Origin of the sequence: Achromobacter xylosoxidans, assembly GCF_002192695.1 — a bacterium.
GTDB lineage: Bacteria > Pseudomonadota > Gammaproteobacteria > Burkholderiales > Burkholderiaceae_B > Achromobacter > Achromobacter xylosoxidans_C.
The window spans coordinates 1-19,721 of sequence record NZ_MTLG01000107.1 but is presented as its reverse complement, the minus strand read 5'-3'; the positions used below and the strand labels follow the sequence as shown (position 1 = coordinate 19,721).

General features: G+C 68.0%; 17 protein-coding genes and 1 pseudogene. 8 read left to right on the top strand and 10 right to left on the bottom strand.

The genetic code is table 11. The annotated features are described in order from the left end of the window. The first annotated feature begins 77 nt into the window (after positions 1-77). From BRO63_RS25275 to BRO63_RS25260, 4 genes are all read left to right on the top strand, one after another. Positions 78-1,070 carry a formylglycine-generating enzyme family protein gene (locus BRO63_RS25275; RefSeq protein WP_088142427.1) on the top strand — a complete coding sequence of 331 codons (993 nt, stop codon included), beginning with the start codon at positions 78-80 and terminating at the stop codon, positions 1,068-1,070. 66 nt (positions 1,071-1,136) lie between these two features. Continuing rightward, positions 1,137-1,946 (top strand): AraC family transcriptional regulator, encoded by an 810-nt coding sequence (locus tag BRO63_RS25270; RefSeq protein WP_088142426.1) that lies wholly within the window; start codon positions 1,137-1,139, stop codon positions 1,944-1,946. Between the two features lie 96 nt (positions 1,947-2,042). Continuing rightward, a complete protein-coding gene (locus tag BRO63_RS25265; RefSeq protein WP_088142425.1) occupies positions 2,043-2,411 on the top strand; it encodes a cupin domain-containing protein in 369 nt (122 codons plus the stop codon). A 44-nt stretch (positions 2,412-2,455) separates the two neighbouring features. Next, on the top strand, positions 2,456-3,202 hold the full coding sequence (locus tag BRO63_RS25260; protein ID WP_088142424.1) for an SDR family oxidoreductase: 747 nt from the start codon (positions 2,456-2,458) through the stop codon (positions 3,200-3,202). 16 nt (positions 3,203-3,218) lie between these two features. Here BRO63_RS25260 and BRO63_RS25255 read toward each other — a convergent pair whose 3' ends face one another. Further along, positions 3,219-3,737: an MgtC/SapB family protein gene (locus tag BRO63_RS25255; protein WP_088142423.1), complete on the bottom strand. Its 519-nt coding sequence runs from the start codon at positions 3,735-3,737 to the stop codon at positions 3,219-3,221. A 152-nt stretch (positions 3,738-3,889) separates the two neighbouring features. On the opposite strand from BRO63_RS25255, the gene BRO63_RS25250 reads away from it, so the two are divergent. Beyond that, positions 3,890-4,663, top strand: a complete 774-nt coding sequence (locus BRO63_RS25250) for an SDR family oxidoreductase (protein ID WP_088142422.1) — start codon at positions 3,890-3,892, stop codon at positions 4,661-4,663. Between the two features lie 23 nt (positions 4,664-4,686). On the opposite strand, the gene BRO63_RS25245 is transcribed toward BRO63_RS25250, so the two are convergent. The 4 genes from BRO63_RS25245 to BRO63_RS25230 form a co-directional block, all read right to left on the bottom strand. Beyond that, positions 4,687-5,376, bottom strand: coding sequence for an HAD family hydrolase (locus BRO63_RS25245; RefSeq protein ID WP_179215212.1), 690 nt, complete (start codon positions 5,374-5,376; stop codon positions 4,687-4,689). 79 nt (positions 5,377-5,455) lie between these two features. Further along, entirely contained in the window at positions 5,456-6,391 is a 936-nt protein-coding gene (locus tag BRO63_RS25240) for an alpha/beta hydrolase (protein WP_088142421.1), read from the bottom strand. Positions 6,392-6,393: 2 nt separating this feature from the next. Next, positions 6,394-7,266, bottom strand: coding sequence for an alpha/beta fold hydrolase (locus BRO63_RS25235; RefSeq protein ID WP_088142441.1), 873 nt, complete (start codon positions 7,264-7,266; stop codon positions 6,394-6,396). A 29-nt stretch (positions 7,267-7,295) separates the two neighbouring features. Further along, positions 7,296-8,351: a sugar phosphate isomerase/epimerase family protein gene (locus BRO63_RS25230; protein WP_088142420.1), complete on the bottom strand. Its 1,056-nt coding sequence runs from the start codon at positions 8,349-8,351 to the stop codon at positions 7,296-7,298. A 133-nt stretch (positions 8,352-8,484) separates the two neighbouring features. On the opposite strand from BRO63_RS25230, the gene BRO63_RS25225 reads away from it, so the two are divergent. From BRO63_RS25225 to BRO63_RS25215, 3 genes are all read left to right on the top strand, one after another. After that, positions 8,485-9,081, top strand: a complete 597-nt coding sequence (locus BRO63_RS25225) for a TetR/AcrR family transcriptional regulator (protein WP_088142419.1) — start codon at positions 8,485-8,487, stop codon at positions 9,079-9,081. 110 nt (positions 9,082-9,191) lie between these two features. Beyond that, the gene (acnA, locus tag BRO63_RS25220; protein ID WP_088142418.1) at positions 9,192-11,825 is read left to right on the top strand and encodes an aconitate hydratase AcnA; all 2,634 of its coding nucleotides are present in this window, start codon (positions 9,192-9,194) and stop codon (positions 11,823-11,825) included. Further along, on the top strand, positions 11,822-12,718 hold the full coding sequence (locus BRO63_RS25215) for a GntR family transcriptional regulator (RefSeq protein WP_088142417.1): 897 nt from the start codon (positions 11,822-11,824) through the stop codon (positions 12,716-12,718). Before acnA ends, BRO63_RS25215 begins: the two co-directional genes overlap by 4 nt. Positions 12,719-12,724: 6 nt before the next feature. On the opposite strand, the gene BRO63_RS25210 is transcribed toward BRO63_RS25215, so the two are convergent. From BRO63_RS25210 to BRO63_RS25190, 5 genes and pseudogenes are all read right to left on the bottom strand, one after another. After that, positions 12,725-15,190, bottom strand: coding sequence for a TonB-dependent receptor (locus tag BRO63_RS25210; RefSeq protein WP_088142416.1), 2,466 nt, complete (start codon positions 15,188-15,190; stop codon positions 12,725-12,727). A gap of 96 nt (positions 15,191-15,286) precedes the next feature. Then, positions 15,287-16,276, bottom strand: coding sequence for a FecR domain-containing protein (locus BRO63_RS25205; RefSeq protein ID WP_088142415.1), 990 nt, complete (start codon positions 16,274-16,276; stop codon positions 15,287-15,289). Then, the gene (locus tag BRO63_RS25200; protein ID WP_088142414.1) at positions 16,246-16,764 is read right to left on the bottom strand and encodes a sigma-70 family RNA polymerase sigma factor; all 519 of its coding nucleotides are present in this window, start codon (positions 16,762-16,764) and stop codon (positions 16,246-16,248) included. The genes BRO63_RS25205 and BRO63_RS25200 overlap by 31 nt, the downstream gene beginning before the upstream one ends. Positions 16,765-16,856: 92 nt before the next feature. Then, positions 16,857-19,319, bottom strand: coding sequence for a TonB-dependent siderophore receptor (locus BRO63_RS25195; protein ID WP_088142413.1), 2,463 nt, complete (start codon positions 19,317-19,319; stop codon positions 16,857-16,859). Between the two features lie 121 nt (positions 19,320-19,440). Next, positions 19,441-19,721 (bottom strand): annotated as a pseudogene (locus BRO63_RS25190) (FecR domain-containing protein); the annotation flags it as partial.

The following is a 19,721-nucleotide window of genomic DNA, read 5'->3' as shown; positions in this document are numbered from 1 at the left end:
AGGGTTCCCCGCGTCTGGCCGGCCGCAAGCGGCGGCTCTACTATTGCGCACCCTCATGCTCCGCCCACCGGACTCCCATGCGCACACGCACCGCCCTGGCTTTGCTCTGCTCCCTGATATCCGTGCCTTCCTGGTCGGCTGAATCGCCCGCCCTGATCGAAAATTCGCTAGGCATGACCTTTGTCCGCGTACCGGCCGGCACTTTCCAGATGGGCAGCGACGAAGCGCCCGAAGTCCTGGCGCGCGCCTATCCGCTCTATCCGCCGGACCGCTACGCCCAACTGGCCGACGAAGCGCCCGTGCATACCGTGCGCATCACCCGCCCGTTCTACCTGGAACGCACGGAAGTCACCGTGGGCCAGTTCCGCCGCTTCCTCGAAGCGTCCGGCTACGTGCCGGAATCGGAGGCCGACGGCACCGGCGGCTATGGCTACAACCCGCAATACGACCCCGACAAGTCCGCAAGCGGCGACGCCTTCGAGGGCCGCGACCGACGCTATTCCTGGCGCAACCCCGGCTTTGCCCAGGGCGACGACCATCCGGTGGTCAACATCAGCTGGAACGACGCCACGGCGCTGGCGCGCTGGCTGACCCAGACCGAAGGCAAGGTCTACCGCCTGCCCACCGAAGCCGAATGGGAATACGCCTGCCGCGCCGGCACGCGCACCCGCTACCAGAACGGCGACGATCCCGCCGCCATGCCCGACGTCGGCAACGGCTTCGACGCCAACGCCGCGCCGCTCTGGCCCAAATGGCAGGCGCATGCCTCCGCCCGCGCCGACGGCCACGCCTTCACCGCCCCGGTCGCCAGCTACGCGCCCAACGCCTTCGGCCTGTACGACATGCACGGCAATGCCTGGGAATGGGTCGCGGACTGGTACGGCGAGGACTACTACGCGCATTCACCGGTGGACGACCCGCAAGGCCCCGCCAGCGGCAACGTGCGCGTGCGGCGCGGCGGCTCCTGGCATACCTGGGCGCTGTACACGCGCGCTTCCTACCGCAACTGGAACACGCAAGAGACGCGCTATCCGCTGGTAGGCTTGCGGCTGCTGCGCGAGGCGGATTGATGCCGGACAGCGTCGGGCCGGGACTGGGCCTAGAATAGCTGCAAGCACAATCCAGACAGAGCCCCCATGTCACCCGCCACGCCCAAACAGGACTGGATATTGCGCGCCGCGCCCTCGGGCCAGCTGGAGCGCATCGAGGCCTACTTCGGCGGCTCCGGCTACGGCATGCACCGCCACGACACCTACGCCATCGGCCGCACGCTATCGGGCGTGCAGAGTTTCCACTACCGCCGCGGGCTGCGGCACAGCCTGCCCGGCGGCACCATCGTGCTGCATCCCGACGAAGTCCACGACGGCCAGGCAGGCACCGAGGCCGGTTTCCATTACCGCATGATCTACGTCGAGCCGGCCCTCATCCAGCAGATCCTGGGCGGACGGCCGCTGCCGTTCATCCCGGGCGGCATCTCGGCCGATCCGCGCCTGTACGCAGCCAGCGCCAGCCTGCTGCAGGACACGCATGATCCGATCGACCCGCTGCAAGAAGACGACGCGCTGTACGAACTGAGCCATGCCCTGTGCGCCGCGGCCGGCGGCAAGCCCGGGCGCCGCAGCGCCGACTACGCCGCCGCCGAGCGCGCCCGCCAATACATCCACGCCTCGCTCGAACGGTCCATCACCCTGGAACAGCTATCGGCGGCCGCGGGCACTGACCGCTGGAGCCTGTCGCGCGACTTCCGCGCGCTATTCGGCACCAGTCCCTACCGCTACGTGATGCTGCGCCGTCTGGACCAGGCCCGGCGCCTGATCGCCGCCGGCATGCCGTTGGCGCAGGCGGCCGCCGCGTCGGGCTTTACCGATCAGAGCCATCTGACGCGCCGCCACGCCCAGACCTACGGCATGGCGCCCGACCGCTGGCGCCGCATGCTGCAACGCTGAGCTGCGGGCTCGCTTAAAGCTGCTCAATCGTACAAGACGGCGTCGGCGCAGCCTTCTATGCTGGGGTTTGCTCAACCCTATGCGACGGTCCTCCTCATGCCCGAAATCCGCACCATCAACTTCGCCGACAAACTGGCGCTGATCTCCGAACACTGGATGCCCAAAGTCGTCACCGAGATGAACGACTACCAGTTCAAGCTGGTGAAAGTACAAGGCGAATTCGTGTGGCACAGCCACGCCGACACCGACGAGACCTTTATCGTCATTGAGGGCCGTTTGCGCATCGAACTGCGCGACGGCCACATCGACTTGGGCCCCGGCGAAATGGCCGTGGTCCCAAAGGGCGTCGAGCACAAGCCCTGTGCGCCCGAAGAAGTCCAAATGCTGTTGATCGAGCCGCGCGGCGTGCGCAACACCGGCGACCAGGGTGGCGAGCGCAGCGCCCCCAACGACGTCTGGATCTGAGCCCGCCGCCATCTGCTAAGGTAAAGGCCCATCAGGAGCAAGCCATGTCAAAGATCATGCTCGTCACCGGCGGCGGCCGCGGCATCGGCGCCGCCGTCGCCAAGCTGGCGGCCCGCCGCGGCTACGCGGTAGGCGTCAACTACCATGCCAACGCCGACGCCGCGCATGCGGTGGTCGAGGAAATCGTGCAGGGCGGCGGCCGCGCCATCGCCCTGCAGGCCGACGTCTCGCAAGAGGACCAGGTGCTGCGCATGTACGGCGAACTGGACCAACAGTTGGGCCGCATCGACGCGCTGGTGAACAACGCCGGCATCCTGGAGCAGCAGATGCGCGTGGATCAGATGAGCGCCGACCGCCTGCTGCGCGTGCTGTCCACCAATGTGGTCGGCGCCTTCCTGTGCGCCCGCGAGGCAGTGCGCCGCATGTCGACGCGGCATGGCGGCCAGGGCGGCGCCATCGTCAACGTCTCGTCCGTGGCCGCCCGGCTGGGCTCGCCCAATGAGTACGTGGACTACGCCGCCTCCAAGGGCGCCATGGACACGATGACCATCGGCCTGTCCAAGGAAGTCGCGCCGGAAGGCATCCGCGTCAACGGCGTGCGCCCCGGCACCATCTACACCGACATGCACGCCAGCGGCGGCGAACCGGGCCGTGTGGACCGGCTGAAGGGCGTGATTCCGCTGCGCCGCGGCGGCACCGTCGAAGAAGTGGCGGGCGCCGTCATGTGGCTGTTCTCGGACGAGGCCGGCTACACCAGCGGCTCCTTCATCGAGGTATCCGGCGGCAACTGAGGCGCCTGCTCCGGGCCTACTTGGCGTCGGTCGAGATGACGCCGTGTTCCTGGCGGGCGGCGATGCGGGCCTCGACGCGCCGCAGCACCGCCAGCACGAAGAGGGCCATCAGCGTGCTGACCACGGCGGTGGCCTCGCGTCCCATGCCCGCCGCGGCGCCTATGGCCGCCGTCATCCAGATGCCGGCCGCAGTGGTCAGCCCGCGGATCTCGCGCTCGCCGCTCAGTTTGATGATGGCGCCCGCGCCCAGGAAACCGATGCCGGCGATCACGCCCTGCAGCACGCGGCTCAGGTCGCCGACTTCCATGCCGCCCTGCAGCGGCACCAGCACGAAGATCGCCGCCCCCAGCGCCACCAGCATGTGGGTGCGCAGGCCCGCGTCCTTGCCGCTGCGCTCGCGCTCGTAGCCCAGCAAGCCGCCCAGCAGCATCGCCACGCCCAGGCGCAGCACGATGCGGGTCGCCTCGCCCACATCGGGGATGTCGGCAAACTCGCTGCGCACGGTGGACCAGATTTCCAGCCAGATTTCCGTCATCGCCGTCCCCTCGAGGGAAATGGTCGACCCAGCATAGCAGGCGCCGCGCGGCCGCCGCCATGCCGAGCACGCACTGGCACAGGTGGGCACAACTGGTTTACAACCGAGCTGGCGTCGCGCGGGATCGCGGACGGAACCAACCGGAGGGTTACATGGATTTGCAGCTAGACGGTAAACGCGTGCTCATCACGGGCGCATCCAAGGGCATAGGCCTGGCCTGTGCGCTCGCCTTCGCTCGCGAAGGCGCCGATCCGATCCTGGTGGCGCGCGACGACGCGGCGCTGCGCGCGGCGGCCGAGACCATACGCGATGCGACCGGCAAGCAGGCGCGGGCCGTCACGCTGGACCTGGCCCAGCCCGGCGCGGCGCAACGCCTGAGCCAGGAAGCGGGCGATATCGACATCCTGGTGAACAATGCCGGCGCGGTGCCGGGCGGGGCGCTTGACCAGGTGCAGGACGAACGCTGGCGCGCGGGCTGGGAACTGAAAGTCCACGGCTACATCGACCTGGCCCGCCACTACTACCCGCGCATGCGCGACGCCGGCGCGGGCGTCATCGCCAACATCATCGGCATGGCGGGCTCGGCGCCGCGCGCCGACTACATCTGCGGCGCGGCGGCCAATGCCTCGCTCATCGCCTTCACCCGCGCCCTGGGCGGGGATGCGCCGCGCCATGGCGTGCGCGTCTTCGGCGTGAACCCTTCGCGCACCCGCACCGACCGTGTGCTGACGCTGGCCAAACAGCGCGCCCAAGCGCGCTGGGGCGACGAAAGCCGCTGGCAGGAAACGCTGTCGGACCTGCCCTTCGGACGCCTGATGGAACCCGGCGAAGTCGCCGACATGATCGTGTTCGGCGCTTCGCCGCGCGCGGGCTACCTGAGCGGCACGGTGATAGACCTGGACGGCGGCGAGCAGTACACGCGCTGAACCTTGTCCCTGCGCGCAGACGGCTAGGCTGCCACCCGCCAGCCCGCCAGCAGCGCCGGCAGGGAATTCATATCGGTGAACACGTGGGCCACGCCCACGCCGCGCAAGGCCTCGGCGCCGCTATGGCCGTTGGCGTCCGGGCTGTAGCCGAACACGGTGGCGCCGGCGGCCACCCCGGCGGTCGCACCGGTCACCGTATCTTCCACGATGGCGCAACGCTTGGGGTCCACGCCCAGCGCCTGAGCGGCCGCCAGGTACACGTCCGGGTAGGGCTTGCTACGCGGCATCTCATGGCCGCTGAAGACGCGCTCGCGAAAGCACTCGGCGATGCCGACCTTGGCCAGCTGCAGCTCCACCTTGCGGCGGTCCGCGCCCGAAGCCACGGCGATGCGGCCGTCCAGCGCCTCGTGCAGGGCCCGCACCGCATCCGGCGCGCCAGGGATCTCGACCAGGTCGCGGTCCAGCGCGGCATTGCGGCGCTGGCGGAATTGATCGAACCAGTCCGGCGTAATCGTGGCGCCCGTGCGCGATTCGATCAGCGGCAGTTCGTCCCGGACGGCCTTGCCGGTGAAGATCCGCATGGTTTCCGCATGCGTGATGCCCCAGCCCAGTTCATTGAGCATGTCGGTCAGCACGCGGCCGGTGATGGGTTCGGAATCGACCAGGACGCCGTCGCAGTCGAACAGCACGGCATCGAAGGGAAAATCAGTCATTGCGGCAACATCGGGAATGTCCATGAAGTCGCCAAGCATACTGCAAGCCTCCTGCGCGACGCAGGAGGCTTGCGCGGCATCAGGCGCCGAAGGCCGACCGCAACGCCTGCCCGGCCAGGTCGAAAAGCCGCCGGGCGGCAGGCGTCAGGCCCAGCATGTGGATGCAGGCGTGCACCATGCCTTCCAGCCTGTGGGCGCTGGCCGCAACGCCAGCGTCGCGCAGGCGCCGCGCATAGGCCTCGGCCTCGTCGCGCACTGGGTCGTACTCGCAGGCCAGCAGCGTCGCGGGCGGCAGGCCGGCCAGCGATTCCGCGCGTGCCGGCGAGGCGTAGGGCGAGGCGCCATCGCGCTCATTGAGCAGGTAAGTGAACCAGCAATAGCGCATGACCTCCTCGGTAAGAAAGAAGTTCTGGCCATAGGTCCTGTACGACTCGGTTGAAAACGAATGGTCCAGCACCGGATACAGCAGCAGTTGGTGGGCGATGGCCGGACCGCCCCGGTCCCGCGCCATCAGCGCAACCGCGGCCGCGAGGTTGCCCCCCGCGCTGTCGCCGCCCACCGCGATGCGCGTGGCGTCGATGCGCAGGCTCTCGGCGTTGTCGCACACCCATTGCACGCCGCGATAGAAATCCTCGACCGGCACGGGAAACTTGTGCTCCGGCGCCAGGCGGTAGTCCACCGAAAAGACCTTGCATTGCGTGGCGTTGGCCAGCGCCCGGCAAGGATTGTCGTAGAGTTCCAGCGAACACTGGAACCAGCCGCCCCCGTGCGCGTACACCAGGGCAGGCAAGCCGGTTTCGCCTTCCTTGCCGGCCGGCGTGTAGGACCTGATCCGCAACGGCAGGCCCTGCCCGCAAGCGGCCAGGTGCAACTCCGTTGCCCCGACCTCTTCGTCCGGGCCCTGCAGCTTGCGCAGGCTGATTTCAGTCTCTGCCCGGATCTCTTCGAGCACCATGGGCCCCGACACCGCGGACAGACGGCTCAGATAGGCATTGATGCGAGGGTCGAGCGCCACCTTCAGCCCTCCCGCGACAGGAACGGGAGCAGGTGCTCCAGGAAGGCTTCATGGCATTCCTCGGTGACGAAGTGCCCGCAGTCGGCAATGATCGCCCCTTGCAGGTTCCTGGCGTTCTCGCGCATGGTGATGAGCGGCGCATCGCGCGTCGCATGCTCGGCGCCGATGGCCAGCGTGGGCATTTCCAGCATGCGCTTGGCGCGCAGCGCATTCTGCCGGATGGTTTCCGGGATGGCGCGGTAGTACGCGAATCCGCCGCGCAGCCCGCCGGGCGCCGCATAGGCGTCAATGTAGACCTCGGCCGCCACCCGGTCACGGCGATGCGACCACTTGTCGAAGATGAAGGTCAGGTAGGCCTTCTCCCTGCCTGCGATCAGCGTCTCGGGCAGATCGTGCAGCTGATTGAACATGAAGTGCCACAGAAAGATGTTTTCCTGCGGCGGCGCGAAGATGGTGGGCGCGGGCGCCAGGCCGGGTATGACGGCCTCGGTCAGGGCCAGCCGGCTCACCGCCGCCGGGAAATCGCTGGCCAGCGCGTAGGCCACCCACATGCCGATATCGTGGCCCACTACCTGATAGCGCGCGTGGCCCAGCTGCGCCATCAACTGGTGCAGCGTGGCGGCGATCGCGCCGGTGTCATAGCCGGACACCGGACGGTCGGAATCGCCGGTGCCGGGCGGATCCACCGCGATCGCCTGGTAGCCGGCCTGGGCCAGCGCCGCCATGACGTGGCGCCATGTGTACCAGGTCTGGGGCCAGCCCGGAATCAGCAGCACGGGCGTGCCGGTGCCTGCCGTGGCGCAATGGATGCGGTGCCCGTCGACCTGGACATACTGATGCGTGAAGGCGTCGAAGAAAGGATTCTGGCGTGTCATGGATGATTCCTGATGCGGCTTGGGGCCGCTCATGCGATGCCCAGCAGGGCGTTGATCTGTTGCTTGTCGATGGCCGCGCCAGCGAAGTCGTCGAACACCTTGGACGTGACCGGAATGATGTGGCGGTTGATGAACTCCACTCCCTCGCGCGCACCAGTCTCCTGGTCCTTCAGGCAGCACTCCCATTCCAGCGTGGCCCAGCCCTGGTAGTCGTATTGCGCCAGCTTCGAGAAGATCGCCTTGAAATCCACCTGCCCGTCGCCCAGCGAGCGGAAGCGCCCCGCCCGGTTGATCCACGACTGGTATCCGCCGTAGATGCCCTGCCGGCCAGTCGGATTGAACTCGGCATCCTTCACATGGAACATGCGGATGTGGTCCTTGTAGATGTCCAGGTAGTCCAGGTAATTCAGCTGCTGCAGCACGAAGTGGCTGGGGTCGAACAGGATGGCGCAGCGCGCATGGCCGCCCACGCGCTCGCGGAACATCTCGAAGGAAATGCCATCGTGCAGGTCTTCGCTGGGATGGATCTCGAAGCACAGGTTCACGCCCTGCTCTTCGCATTCGTCCAGCACCGGCAGCCAGCGTTTGGCGAGTTCATCGAACGCCGCTTCGATCAGGCCTTCCGGGCGCTGCGGAAACGGGAACAGATAGGGCCAGGCCAGCGAACCCGAGAACGTACCCATGTCGGTCAGGCCCAGCCTGCGCGAAGCGCGCGCCGTATCCAGCAAACCTTGCCGCGCCCACGCAGTCCGGGCTTGCGGATTGCCTCGCGCCTGGGGCGGCGCAAAGTTGTCGACCATGGCGTCGTAGGCCGGATGCACGGCCAACGATTGGCCGTAGATATGGCTGGTCAGCTCGCTGATCACCAGGCCATGGCCGGCCAGCGTTCCCTTGATCTCGTCGCAATAGTCCTGGCTGACGGCCGCCGTCGCGCTGTCGAAGAAGCGCTGGTCCCAGGCCGGAATCTGCAAGGCCTTGAAGCCTACGCCCGCCGCCCATTCGGCGATGGCGGGCAGGCTGTTGAAGGGCGCGACGGCGTCGCTGAATTGGGCCAGGTGCAGGCTGGGTCCTTTGATCGTTTGCATTTTTTCAACCTAATTGTTTGTCGAACGACAAAGAATAGACGATGCGAGGAATCGGTGCAAGCGCAGGCTCCGCGCGCCTGGCTGCGCACATGCGGCGTTACACTGCGGCTCAGTTCATTTCAACGAGACCGTCATGGCAGGCAGACCCAGAGAATTCGACCGCGACCTGGCGCTTCAGCAAGCAATGCTTGCGTTCTGGAAGCAGGGTTACGAGGGCACTTCGATGGCGGACCTGGTGGCGGCGACGGGGTTGGCCTCCGCGCGGCTCTATGCCGCTTTCGGCTCCAAGCAGGACCTGTTCCGCGAAGCCGTGGCGCGCTACGAGGCAGGCGACGGCGCCTTCGCCGAAAAGGCCCTGGAAGGCGCCGAGGGCGTGCGCGACGCCATCACCAAGCTGCTGGCCGACGCGGTGGCCACCTATACCCGGCGCGGCCGTCCGCAAGGCTGCATGGTGGTGTCGGCCGCCACCAATTACGCCGCCGAAAACGAAGCGGTCATGGCGTGGCTCACCACCCATCGCAAGGCGCGCACGCAATCCATCATCGACCGGCTCGAAGCCGCGTTGAAGGCGGGCGAACTCAAGCCCGACACCGATGTGCAGGCCTTGGGCGACTACTACGCCGTCGTGCTGCACGGCCTGTCGGTGCAAGCCAGGGATGGGGTGGGCAAGGCCCGCCTGCTGGCCATGATCCCGCCTGCCCTGAGCGCGCTGGACGCCGTCACGCGCTAGCCCGCCCTCACGGCGGGAAGGACGCCCAGCCCCCCTGGGACGAGCCCCAGGTCATCTGGCCCCACCTCACTAATTGCATTTTGACGGTTCAATATGCAAAAATAGCGGCCATGGATACCCTCGCCGCCACGCCCCGCCACGCCGCCTTCACTCTGAACGGCGTCCGTCATACCTGCCTGGACCTGCCCGGCATGTACGGCGCCCAGTACTTCCGCCTGCCCGTGGTGCTGCGCCTGCTGCTGGAAAACGCGCTGCGCAACATGCAGGACGCGGAGCGCGACGCGGCCGCTGCGGCGCTGTTCGGCTGGCTGGAGCACGGCACCAGCGAAGCCGAGATCGCCTTCCAGCCTGGGCGCGTGCTGATGCACGACACCACCAGCACCCCGGCCCTGGTCGACATCGCCGCGATGCGCGATGCGCTGGCCGAGGCCGGGGTGGATCCTTCCGCGCTGAATCCCGTGTTGCCCGTGGACGTGTCGGTGGACCATTCGCTGGCGGTGCAGTCCTATGCACGCGCCGACGCCGCGGCCTTGAACCTGGACTTGGAGCTGCGCCGCAACGCCGAGCGCTACCGCTTCCTGCGCTGGGCCTCCAAGGCCCTGTCCAATGTGCGCATCCATCCGCCAGGCACCGGCATCATGCACACCATCAACCTGGAACAGCTGGCGACCGTGGTCTGCGAGCGGAAAGACGCCGACGGCATCGCCCTGCATCCGGACATGATGATAGGCACCGACAGCCACACGCCCATGGTCAACGGCATCGGCGTGCTGGGTTGGGGCGTGGGCGGCCTGGAAGCGCAGACCGTGATGTTCGGCATGCCCACGCTGCTGCGCATTCCCGACGTGATCGGCGTGCGCCTGAGCGGCGCGCTAGGCGCGGGGGTCAGCGCGACCGACCTGGCGCTGACCGTGACGCAGCGCCTGCGCGAGATCCAGGTCTCCGGGGAGTTCGTGGAATTCTTCGGACCGGGCGTGGCCACGCTGCCGGCCGGCAGCCGCTGCGTGGTGGCCAACATGGCGCCCGAGTACGGCGCGACCACGGGCTATTTCCCGATCGACGGGCAGACGCTGGCCTATCTGCGCCAGACCGGCCGCCCCGAATCGCTGATCGCGCAAGTGCAGGCCTATGCCGAACGCACCGGCATCGCCTACGACCCCGCCGCCGAGCCGCGCTATACCCGCGTCATCGACATCGCGCTGGACCGCGTGCAGATGCATGTAGCCGGTCCCCGGCGGCCGCAGGACCTGCATCCCTATGGGCACACCAAGGCCATCCTGGCCGCGCTGGCAGGCGCGCCGGCGGCCTCCGCCAGCGGCCTGCCGCGCCACGCGGTCGCGATCGCCGCCATCACCAGTTGCACCAACACCTCGGATCCGCGCCTGTTGACCGCGGCCGGCCTGCTGGCCCGCAAGGCGCGCCAGGCGGGCTTACGCGTGCCCGCCTGGGTCAAGACCTCGCTGGCCCCAGGCTCGCCCGCCGCCTCTGCCTATCTCGCGCGCTCAGGCCTGCTGGAAGACCTGGCCGCCGTGGGTTTCGACATCGTCGGCTACGGCTGCACCACCTGCATCGGCAATTCCGGCCCCCTGCCCGAGCCCGTGCGCGCGGCCATGGCGGCGGGCGCGGTCCATCCCGTGGCAGTGCTGTCCGGCAACCGCAATTTCGCCGGCCGCATCCATCCGGATCTGGACCTGGGCTTCCTGATGTCGCCGGCGCTCGTCATCGCCTACGCGCTGGCAGGCGACGCCGAACGCGACCTGAGCCGCGAACCCGTGCAGTCTGCGCCCGACGGCCGCGCCATCCATCTGCGCGAACTCTGGCCTGACGACGCCGAGATAGACGCCGCGCTGGCCGCCGGCCAGCAGCCCGCCGATTACCGCCAGGCCTTCCAGATTGCCAGCGCCAACCCGGCATGGCATGCGCTGCAATCGCCGGACTCGGCGCGCTTTCCCTGGGACCCCGCCTCCACCGCGCTGCGCCGCCCGCCCTTCGCCAGCACCGAAGCGGCCGGCCAGCTGGGCCGCTACACCGCGCATCCCCTGCTGGTGCTGGGCGATGACGTGACCACCGATCACCTGTCGCCCGCCAGCGCCATTCCGCCGGACAGCCTGATCGCCGACTTCCTGGTCGAACGCGGCGACGACCGCAACGACCTGAACGTGTTCGCGTCGCGCCGCGGCAACTGGCAGGTCATGCTGCGCGCAGCCTTCCACAGCAAGAGCCTCGTCAACCTGTTCTGTCCCGGCGCGCCGGTAGGCCACACCCAGCACGCGCCCAGCGGCCGGGTGGAGCCGATCTGGGAGGCCGCCGGCCGCTACGCCCGGGCGGGCCAGCCCGTCGTCCTGGTGGCAGGAGAACGCTATGGCACGGGGTCCTCGCGCGATTGGGCCGCCAAGGGCCAACGCCTGCTGGGGATCCGCGCGGTGCTGGCGGTAAGCTTCGAGCGCATCCACCGCTCCAACCTGATCGGCATGGGCATCCTGCCCTTGCGCCTGCCCGCGGGCGTCACGCCGGCAACGCTGCGGATCCAGCCCGGCGACCAGATCGAGATCGACGCCCAGCCCGCCGCGCTGGCCCCGCGCCTGGCCGTGGCGGTACGCATCCTGCGCGCCGGCGGCGCCGTTCAGACGCTGCAGGCCACCGCCGCGGTCGAGACCCGGCTGGAAGTCAGGCTGCTGCGCATGGGCGGCGTCATTCCCGCTATTCTCTCGGACACCATCACTGCCGCCGCCAGCCACGCATGAGCGCCCAGACCAATACCGTCGCCAAAATCCTGGCGCTGATCCAGGAAGACCGCCTGTCCGCGGGCGCGCACCTGACCGCGCAAAAGATCGCAGACCGGCTGCGCCTGTCGCGCTCGCCGGTCAACGACGCGCTCGGCATGCTGGAGCAGCGCGGCGTGGTCTCGCGCAAGCCGAACCGCGGCTATTTCCTGGAACAGGATCACGCTGCGCTGGCGGACTGGCACGAGGATGCCGCGCCGCCATCCGTCGACGACATCGTCACGCACAGCTACTTCACGCTGGCCGACGAATTGCTGCGCGGCGAACTGCCCGTGCAATGCAGCGAGGCGCTGCTGCGGGCGCGCTATGGCCTGACGAGCGCGCAGACGCAGGCCTTGCTGGGACGTATCGCGCAAGAAGGCTGGGCGCAGCGCAGGCCCGGCTACGGCTGGGAGTTTTCATCCATGATGACCACGCCCGACAGTCTGCTGCAGTCCTACCGCCTGCGGCTGGCGCTGGAGCCGGCGGCCCTGCTGGAACCGGGCTTTCGCATCGACAAGCAGGTGCTGGCGCGCTGCCGCGCCGCCGAAAAGCATCTGCTGGACGGCGGCATCGCCACCGACACCGCCGACCAGCTGCACGAGCGCGGCGTGCGCTTCCATGAGTCGCTGGTGGAGGCCTCGGGCAATCCCTTCTTCATCGACGCCATCAGGCGCGTCAACCGCGTGCGCCGCCTGCTTTCGTACCGTTCCATGCAGGACCGCAGCCGCTACAGGCAGCATTGCGACCAGCACCTGGCCATCCTGGAGCTGCTGGAACACGAACGCAACGAAGAGGCCGCTGCGCAGCTGGCGGACCACCTGCGCAGCACGCTGGACAACCTGGCCCGCATCAGCGGGCTGCTGGCCTCCTAACGCCGATCAGAAGTCCATCGACGCGGACAGCATCAGCGTGCGCGGCACCCCTTGGGAAATCGTGCCGTACGAGGCCACGCCCGACCAGTAAGCCCGGTTGAACACATTGACCACATTGGCGCGCAGCGTGATGTCCTTGCCATGGACCTTGGTGGCATAGCGCGCGCCCAGGTCGAACGTGGTCCACGACGGCACCGACTGGGTGTTGGCCTGATTGATGTATTCGCTGCCGGTGTGCATCATGCTGCCGGTCAGGGTCAGGCCCGCGACCCACGGCGTATCCCATTCCGCGCCCAGGTTCACCGACACCTTGGGCACGCCCACGGGCCGGTTGCCGACCAGGGCACTATTGCCGGCGCGCGTCAGTTCCGCGTCCAGCCAGGTCACGCCGCCCAGCAGGCGCAGGCCGCGCCACGGTTCGCCGGCCAGATTCAGTTCCAGGCCGCGATTGCGCTGCTCGCTGTCCGCGCCGTACACGCCGTTGGTCAACTGGCCGCTGGGCTTGGTGATCTCAAAGGCGCTCACGGTCAGCATGGCGCTGTCCAGGTCCACCTTCACGCCCACTTCCTTCTGCCTGGCCTTGTAGGGCTTGAACACCTGGCCGGCATTGGATGCGGTGGCCGGCGCCACGTCGCCCTTGCTCAGGCCTTCGATGTAGTTGGCGTACAGCGAGACATTGCTCCAGGGCTTGATGACGATGCCCGCCAGCGGCGTGGTCGCGCTTTCGTCATAGCTGACGGTGCGCGCGCCGGTCGTGGCGTTGAAATTGCGGGATTGGATGCGCTGCTGGCGCACGCCCAGGGTCAGTTGCGCGCGCTCGTCCAGGATACTGAGCGTATCGGCCAGCGCCAAACCGGAAAGATCGGAAGAGGAAATCTTGGGTACGTTGGCCGGCGCCGGGATATGTTGCTCCGGCCGCGTGATCGGATGGTAGATGTTCGACGTGAGCGGCGTACCCATCACGCTGGCCTGCGAATTCCGGTCGCTGTACAGGCTGCCCATGAAGCTGATGGCATGGCGCACCGGGCCTGTGTCCAGCTTGGCGCGCAGGCCTGCGTTGTAGGTGCTGCGGTTGACCTCGAACCTGAAGTTGTTCGGCGTGACCACCGTGTCGCCCGCCGCGTTGACGATGGTGGGCGTCTGGTCCGACAGACGTGACACGTTCGTGTCCGAGCCGCCCGCGTCGGCGAACACCGTCAGGCGGTCACTGATGTCGTACTCGACCCGCAGCAGGGCCGATTGCCCGTCTGACTTCCACCAGCCCCAGGGCTGGGTGGCGTTGCGCCGTCCGTCGGCCGCATGCGGCACGTCTATGCCGGCGGCCACCAGAAAGGGCCGCGTGGGCGCGTCGATCTTTTCATTCTGCGTCAGCAGGTCCAGCGAGGCACGCAGCCGCTCGCCCTGGTAGTCCAGCGACAGCGCGCCGATGTCGGTGCGCGAATACAGATTGTCCAGCGGCGTATCGCCCTGGCGGTGCATGCCGTTGACGCGCACACCCCACTCCCCGTCCTTGCCGAAGCGGCGGCTCAGGTCCGCGCGCGCGCCGAATTGCGAGTCGCCCACATAGTCGGCGGACACGCGGCTCAGATCCTGCGGCAGCGCCCGCTTGGGCACCATGTTGATCACGCCGCCCACGCCGCTGTTGGGCGACATGCCGTACAGCAGCGCGGCCGGCCCTTTCAGCACTTCGACCCGTTCGATGTAATCGGTGAAGACGTGATAGTTGGGCGCCACGCCATAAACGCCGTCAAAGGCGATTTCGCCCAGATTGCCTTCGCCGATGGGAAAGCCCCGGATGTAGAACGAGTCGGTCACGCCGCCGATCTGTCCGGTAAAGCGCACCGAGGGTTCGACGTTCAGCGCGTCGGCCAGCGTTACCGCCTGACGGTTCGCCAGCAGGTCCGAGGTGTAGTTGGTGACGCTGAACGGCGTATCCATCACGTCGCGGTTGCCCAGCAGTCCCAGGCGTCCGCCCCGGGCCACCTGGCCGCCCTCGTATTCCGCCGGCAAGGCGAAAGGAGCCGCACCGGCGCCGGCGACGGTGACCGCGGGCAGCACGGTCGCCGACTCATCGGACCCCGACGGCAGCTTGCGCAGCGAATAGGCTCCGCCGCCCTGCTCCGACAAACCATAGCCCGACCCTGACAGCAAACGAGAGAAGCCTTCCTTCACGGTGTAGTCGCCGTCCAGTCCGTTGCTGTCCAGTCCCGACACCATGGCCGGATCGAACGACAGCGGCACGCCCGCGGCGGCGGCGAACCTGGCCAGCGCATCGCCCAGAGGGCCTGCCGGGATCGCGTAGGACTTGCGCGCCGCCGCGCTGACGGCGTCGGCGGCCAGCGCTGGCGGCGCCGTCCCCGTCGCGGCCAGCAGGGCCAAGCCCATGCCGGCGGCCCGCAGCATCGCCGCCAGCGGCGGCAGGACCGCTGTTCCACGGGCCGGGCGTGGCGGACGGGAGATTCGGGAAACCATGAAGCTATCCTTCGTAAGGGTCTGGGTGGCGCGCGGTACGCGGCGGTTCACCCGGTACACCGGACGAAGCGGAAAAAAGGTTCAGCCCGACTGCGATTAATTTGTAACGCCGGCGCGGGCAGCAACCGTGGTCCAGTACGGCGTGATCCGGCTCACTCTCACGGGCAGGGTCTTTTCCAGCAGCCGCAAGCTGGCATCGGTATCGTTCAAGGGGAAAGCCCCCGATACCCGCAGCCCCGCCACCGCGGGATCGCAGCGCAGCACGCCCCGGCGATACCGGCCCAGCTCATCCACCAGGTCCGCCAGCCGCCAGTCGCGCACGGCGAGCATGCCTTGCTCCCATGAGGCGGCCGTGGCGTCCACCGCCGCCTGGGGCTGCACCTCGCGCCCATTGAAGACGGTCTGCTGCCCCGCCGGCAGCACCGTGGCGCCGGCCTCCGCCGACTTGGGCCGGATCTCCACTGCGCCCTCGAACACCGCCACGCGCACGGCGTCGCCTTCGTCGCGCACCATGAAGCGCGTGCCCAGCGCGCGTATCGCGCCCTGCGCGGTCTGGACGACAAAGGGCCGCTGCAGCTGCGGCGAGTCGCGGCCCGTGGTCAGCAGGATTTCGCCCGCCCGCAGCCACAATGTGCGCTGCCTTGCGGTGTGTTCGATATCGACCGCGCTGGCCGTGTTGAGCACCAACTGCGTGCCGTCGGCCAACTCCATGCGGCGCTGTTCGCCAGTCGCGGTGCGCGCATCCGCGCTCCATTCGCGCCAGGGCAGCTCGCGTCCGGCCAGCCAAGCCGCCGGTCCCAGCACCAACAAGCCAGCCAGCGCCCGCAGCGCCTGCCGGCGTCCCGGACGATCCACCCGCCGCAAGGCATCGCCGGCGATCCGCGGCGGCACCTGGCCGAATCCACGCAGCATGTCTTCGGCGCGCTGCCAGGCGGCGGCATGCGCGGCGCTGCGGCCGCGCCAGCGGTCGAAGGACTCGCGGTCCGACGGCGACAAGGTCTCGGATTGGAAGCGCACCAGCCAGCCGGCCGCTTCCTTCAAGATGGCGGGATCGATCACGCGTCGGCCTGGCTTGCGATCAGGCATGCGGTCAGCGCCGCCTGCACATGGCGCTTGACCGTGGACAGCGACACGCCCAGGCTTTGCGCGATCGCGTCGTAGCCCATGCCGTCGAACTGCGACATCAGGAAGATCTCGCGCGTTTTGGTCGGCAGCGTCCGCAACGCCGCATCGATGGCGTGCAGGGTTTCCAGGATCAGGGCGCGCGCTTCGGGCGAAGGCGCCTGCTGCTCGGGCAATTGCGCCACCGCGGCCAGATAGGCCTCTTCCAGCGCCCGCCGGCGCCAGTGGTCCACCACCAGGCCCTTCGCAATGTGGGTCAGCAACGCGCGCGGCTCGGCGCCCGCGTCGGCCCTGCGCCGCCCGGCCAACAGCCGCACGAAGGTATCGTGGGCCAGGTCCGCCGCGTCGAAGGAGTTGCCCAGCTTCTTGCGCAGCCAGACCGACAGCCAGCCGTGATGGTCACGATAGATTTTCGCGACGGTATCGGCGGGCGGAGAATCGGGCGTAGGCAAGGCGCACCTGGCAATAGAATGTAAATAGGAACCATTTATATTCTATCGCATCCGTGCGCCCGGCCTGGGCGCTCTCGCGTCCGCGGCCCGCGCTACAGCTTGGGCGCGTAGCGCAGCGTCAACATCACGTTGCGCGGCTCGCCGTAGTAGTTGTTGCTGGACAGCGTGTTGTACGAGGGCACGTAATACTTCTTGTCGAACACGTTGTTGAGGTTCAGCCCGAAGCTCAATTCAGGCGTGGCCTGGTAGCCCAGGCGCGCGTTCCAGATCGAGAATCCCGCCAGCGTGAACTGGCGATCCGAACTGATCGTCTGCGTCTGCGCGTTGACGCCGGCGCCCACGCTCAGGCGGTTCAGGTCGCCTGGCAGCCGGTAGTTGGCCCACAGGCGCAGCATGTGCTTGGGCGTCCAGGTGTTGAAGACCTTGCCCTGATTGTCCGGATCGTCCAGGTACTTGGTGGTGTTGTAGGTGTAGCCCGCGTACAGCTCCAGGCCCTTGATGACTTCGCCCGAGATCTCGGCCTCCAGGCCCTGGCTGCGGACCTTGCCTGCCGCGCGCGAGCAATACCAGCCATCGCAGGCAAACCCGGCGACATAATCGTTGACCGCGCGGTTCTTATGGTCGTAGCGGAACAATGCCAGCAGCGTATTGACGCGGCCATCCGCCAATTCGCCCTTGACGCCGATTTCGTAGTTGTTGCCTTCGATGGGCTTGAGCAGGCTGCCCGCGACGCTGCGCTCGGTCTGCGGTTCGAACACCGTCGTGTAGCTGGCATAGGCCGACCAGTTCTCGGTCAGCGAGTAGACCAGGCCGGCGTAGGGAATGAAGCGCCCTGACTCACTGGACGTGGTGACGCTGCCGCCGCCTGCATAGGTGTAGTCGTACCAGCCTACGCGCCCGCCGCCGATCAGCGCGAGCGATTCGGTCGGCTTGACGCGCCAGGTGCCATAGATGCCCTTCTGGCGGATGTCGTAGGCGCTACGCGCGTCATAGCCGCTGGCCTGGGCGATGGTGTCGATGTCCTGCCACGGCCGGTGGTGGTCGATATCGAAGATATTGCCGCCATCTTCCCAGACGCGCGTGAACCGGTCCTGCGTGGTCAGCTTGGAATAGTTGGCGCCCACCACGACTTCCTGCTGCATCCCCAGGGCAGTGAAGTTGCCGCTCACCGACAGGTCCAGGCCACGCTGCTTGCTGTTGAAGTCCACGCCGAAATCACCGTAAGACAAGCCGCTGCCATCCGGATTCACCGCATCGGCGACGCGCTGGTGCACGGTCGTGTTCTTTTCGTTCATGGCGACGCCGGCCAGCTTGAACTGCCAGGCATTGTTGAAGCGGTGCGCGAGGTCGGCGTAGAAAATGGTCTGATCGTTCTTCGCGCGATTCCAGGTCGAGCCCGTGAAGGTCGAGCGCGGCAGATCGATATCGCCGCCGTCCTTGTACCGGGGGTAGCCCACAAACATCGGCCGCGAACGGCTGTAGCGGTTGCTGATCCCGATGCCCAGCGTGGTGTTCTCAGTGATGTCGTAGTCCAGCGCGGCGTACAGGTTGCGCGTCTTGTCCCACACGTAGTCGATGTAGGAATGGCTCTGGTCTTCATCGACCACGACGCGGCCGCGCAGCGTGCCCGCTGCATTCAAGGGACTGCCCGCGTCCAGCTGCAGGCCGTAGTGATCCCAGGATCCGGCCTTGGCCGTCACCGCCAGCGCCGGTTCCGCCCCGCCGCGCTTGCGCACCAGATTGATCGCGCCTCCCGGGCTGCCCGCGCCCTGCAGCAGGCCGGCCGCGCCGCGCAGGATTTCCACCCGGTCGTAGAACACCAGCGAGTCCTGCTCCCAGTTGCCCAGGCTGTAGCTGTTGCGCAGCAAGGACACGCCATCGTATTGCAGCAGGTCCACCGGAAAGCCGCGGGCGTTGATCGCCACCCCGGCTCCCACGCCCTGCACCCCGACCATGCCGGCGGTATTGTTCACCGCGTCCGGCAGGCTGACCATGTCCTGGTCGTCCATGCGCTGCCGGGTCAGCACCGTAATGGACTGCGGTATGTCTTTCAGAGCCTGCGCCGTCTTGCCGATGGTGACGGCGGGCGAGGTGTAGGAGCCGGTGCCATCCGTGGCGGTGGCGTAGCTGCCCGTCACCGTGACCGGCGCCAGAGTCGCCGCCGCGGCTGGCGTCGCATGCCGCAGGCGGTAGCCGCCCTCGGGGCGGGCCACGGCCTCCAGTCCCGTGCCGGCCAGCAGGCGCTGGAGCGCCGCAGCTATGGCATGGGTGCCCGTCACGCCCTCGGTCACGGCGCCTGCCGTCAGCGCGGGATCGGACGCCACCATGACGCCCGCCTGCACGCCAAACGCGCCCAGCGCCGCATTGAGCGGCCCTGCCTCGATGCTGAAGGCGACGGCGCGCTGCCCGGTTGCTGGCGCTTGGGCGTGCGCGGCGGCCGGCCACAGCGCGGCCGCCATGACGCCAGGCAGGGCGCAGCGCAGCGCGGCGCTCAAGGCCGTGCTCGGCAAGGGAAGGCGGACGCGGAACGCGGCGCGGACGGGACGAGAAGACATGAATGGGTTCCCTGGCTCATGAAGAATCGGCGCAGCCTGAAGACAGGCTGCTTGCTCTACATGAAGCGCGAGATCGGGATATCCGCCGCCGCCGTTACAAAACAGTCCGGCCGCGCCAGGTTCACGCCAGCCCCACGGTCACCCAATAACGGGTATAGCGGCGCACGCGCACCGGCAGGATCTCCTGCAGCATGGCCAGCACCTGGTCGCTGTCGATCAGCGGGAAAGCGCCCACGACGCGCAGGCCAGCCGCCTCGCCCGAACATGTGAGCAAGCCCGGACGGTAACGGCCCAGCTCGCGCAAGAAATCCGACAGCGGCATTTCATCGGCGATCAGCATGCCGTCCAGCCACGCCGACGCGCCCGCGTCCAGCGGCTCGGCCGCGAAGCCGCCGGCCGCCG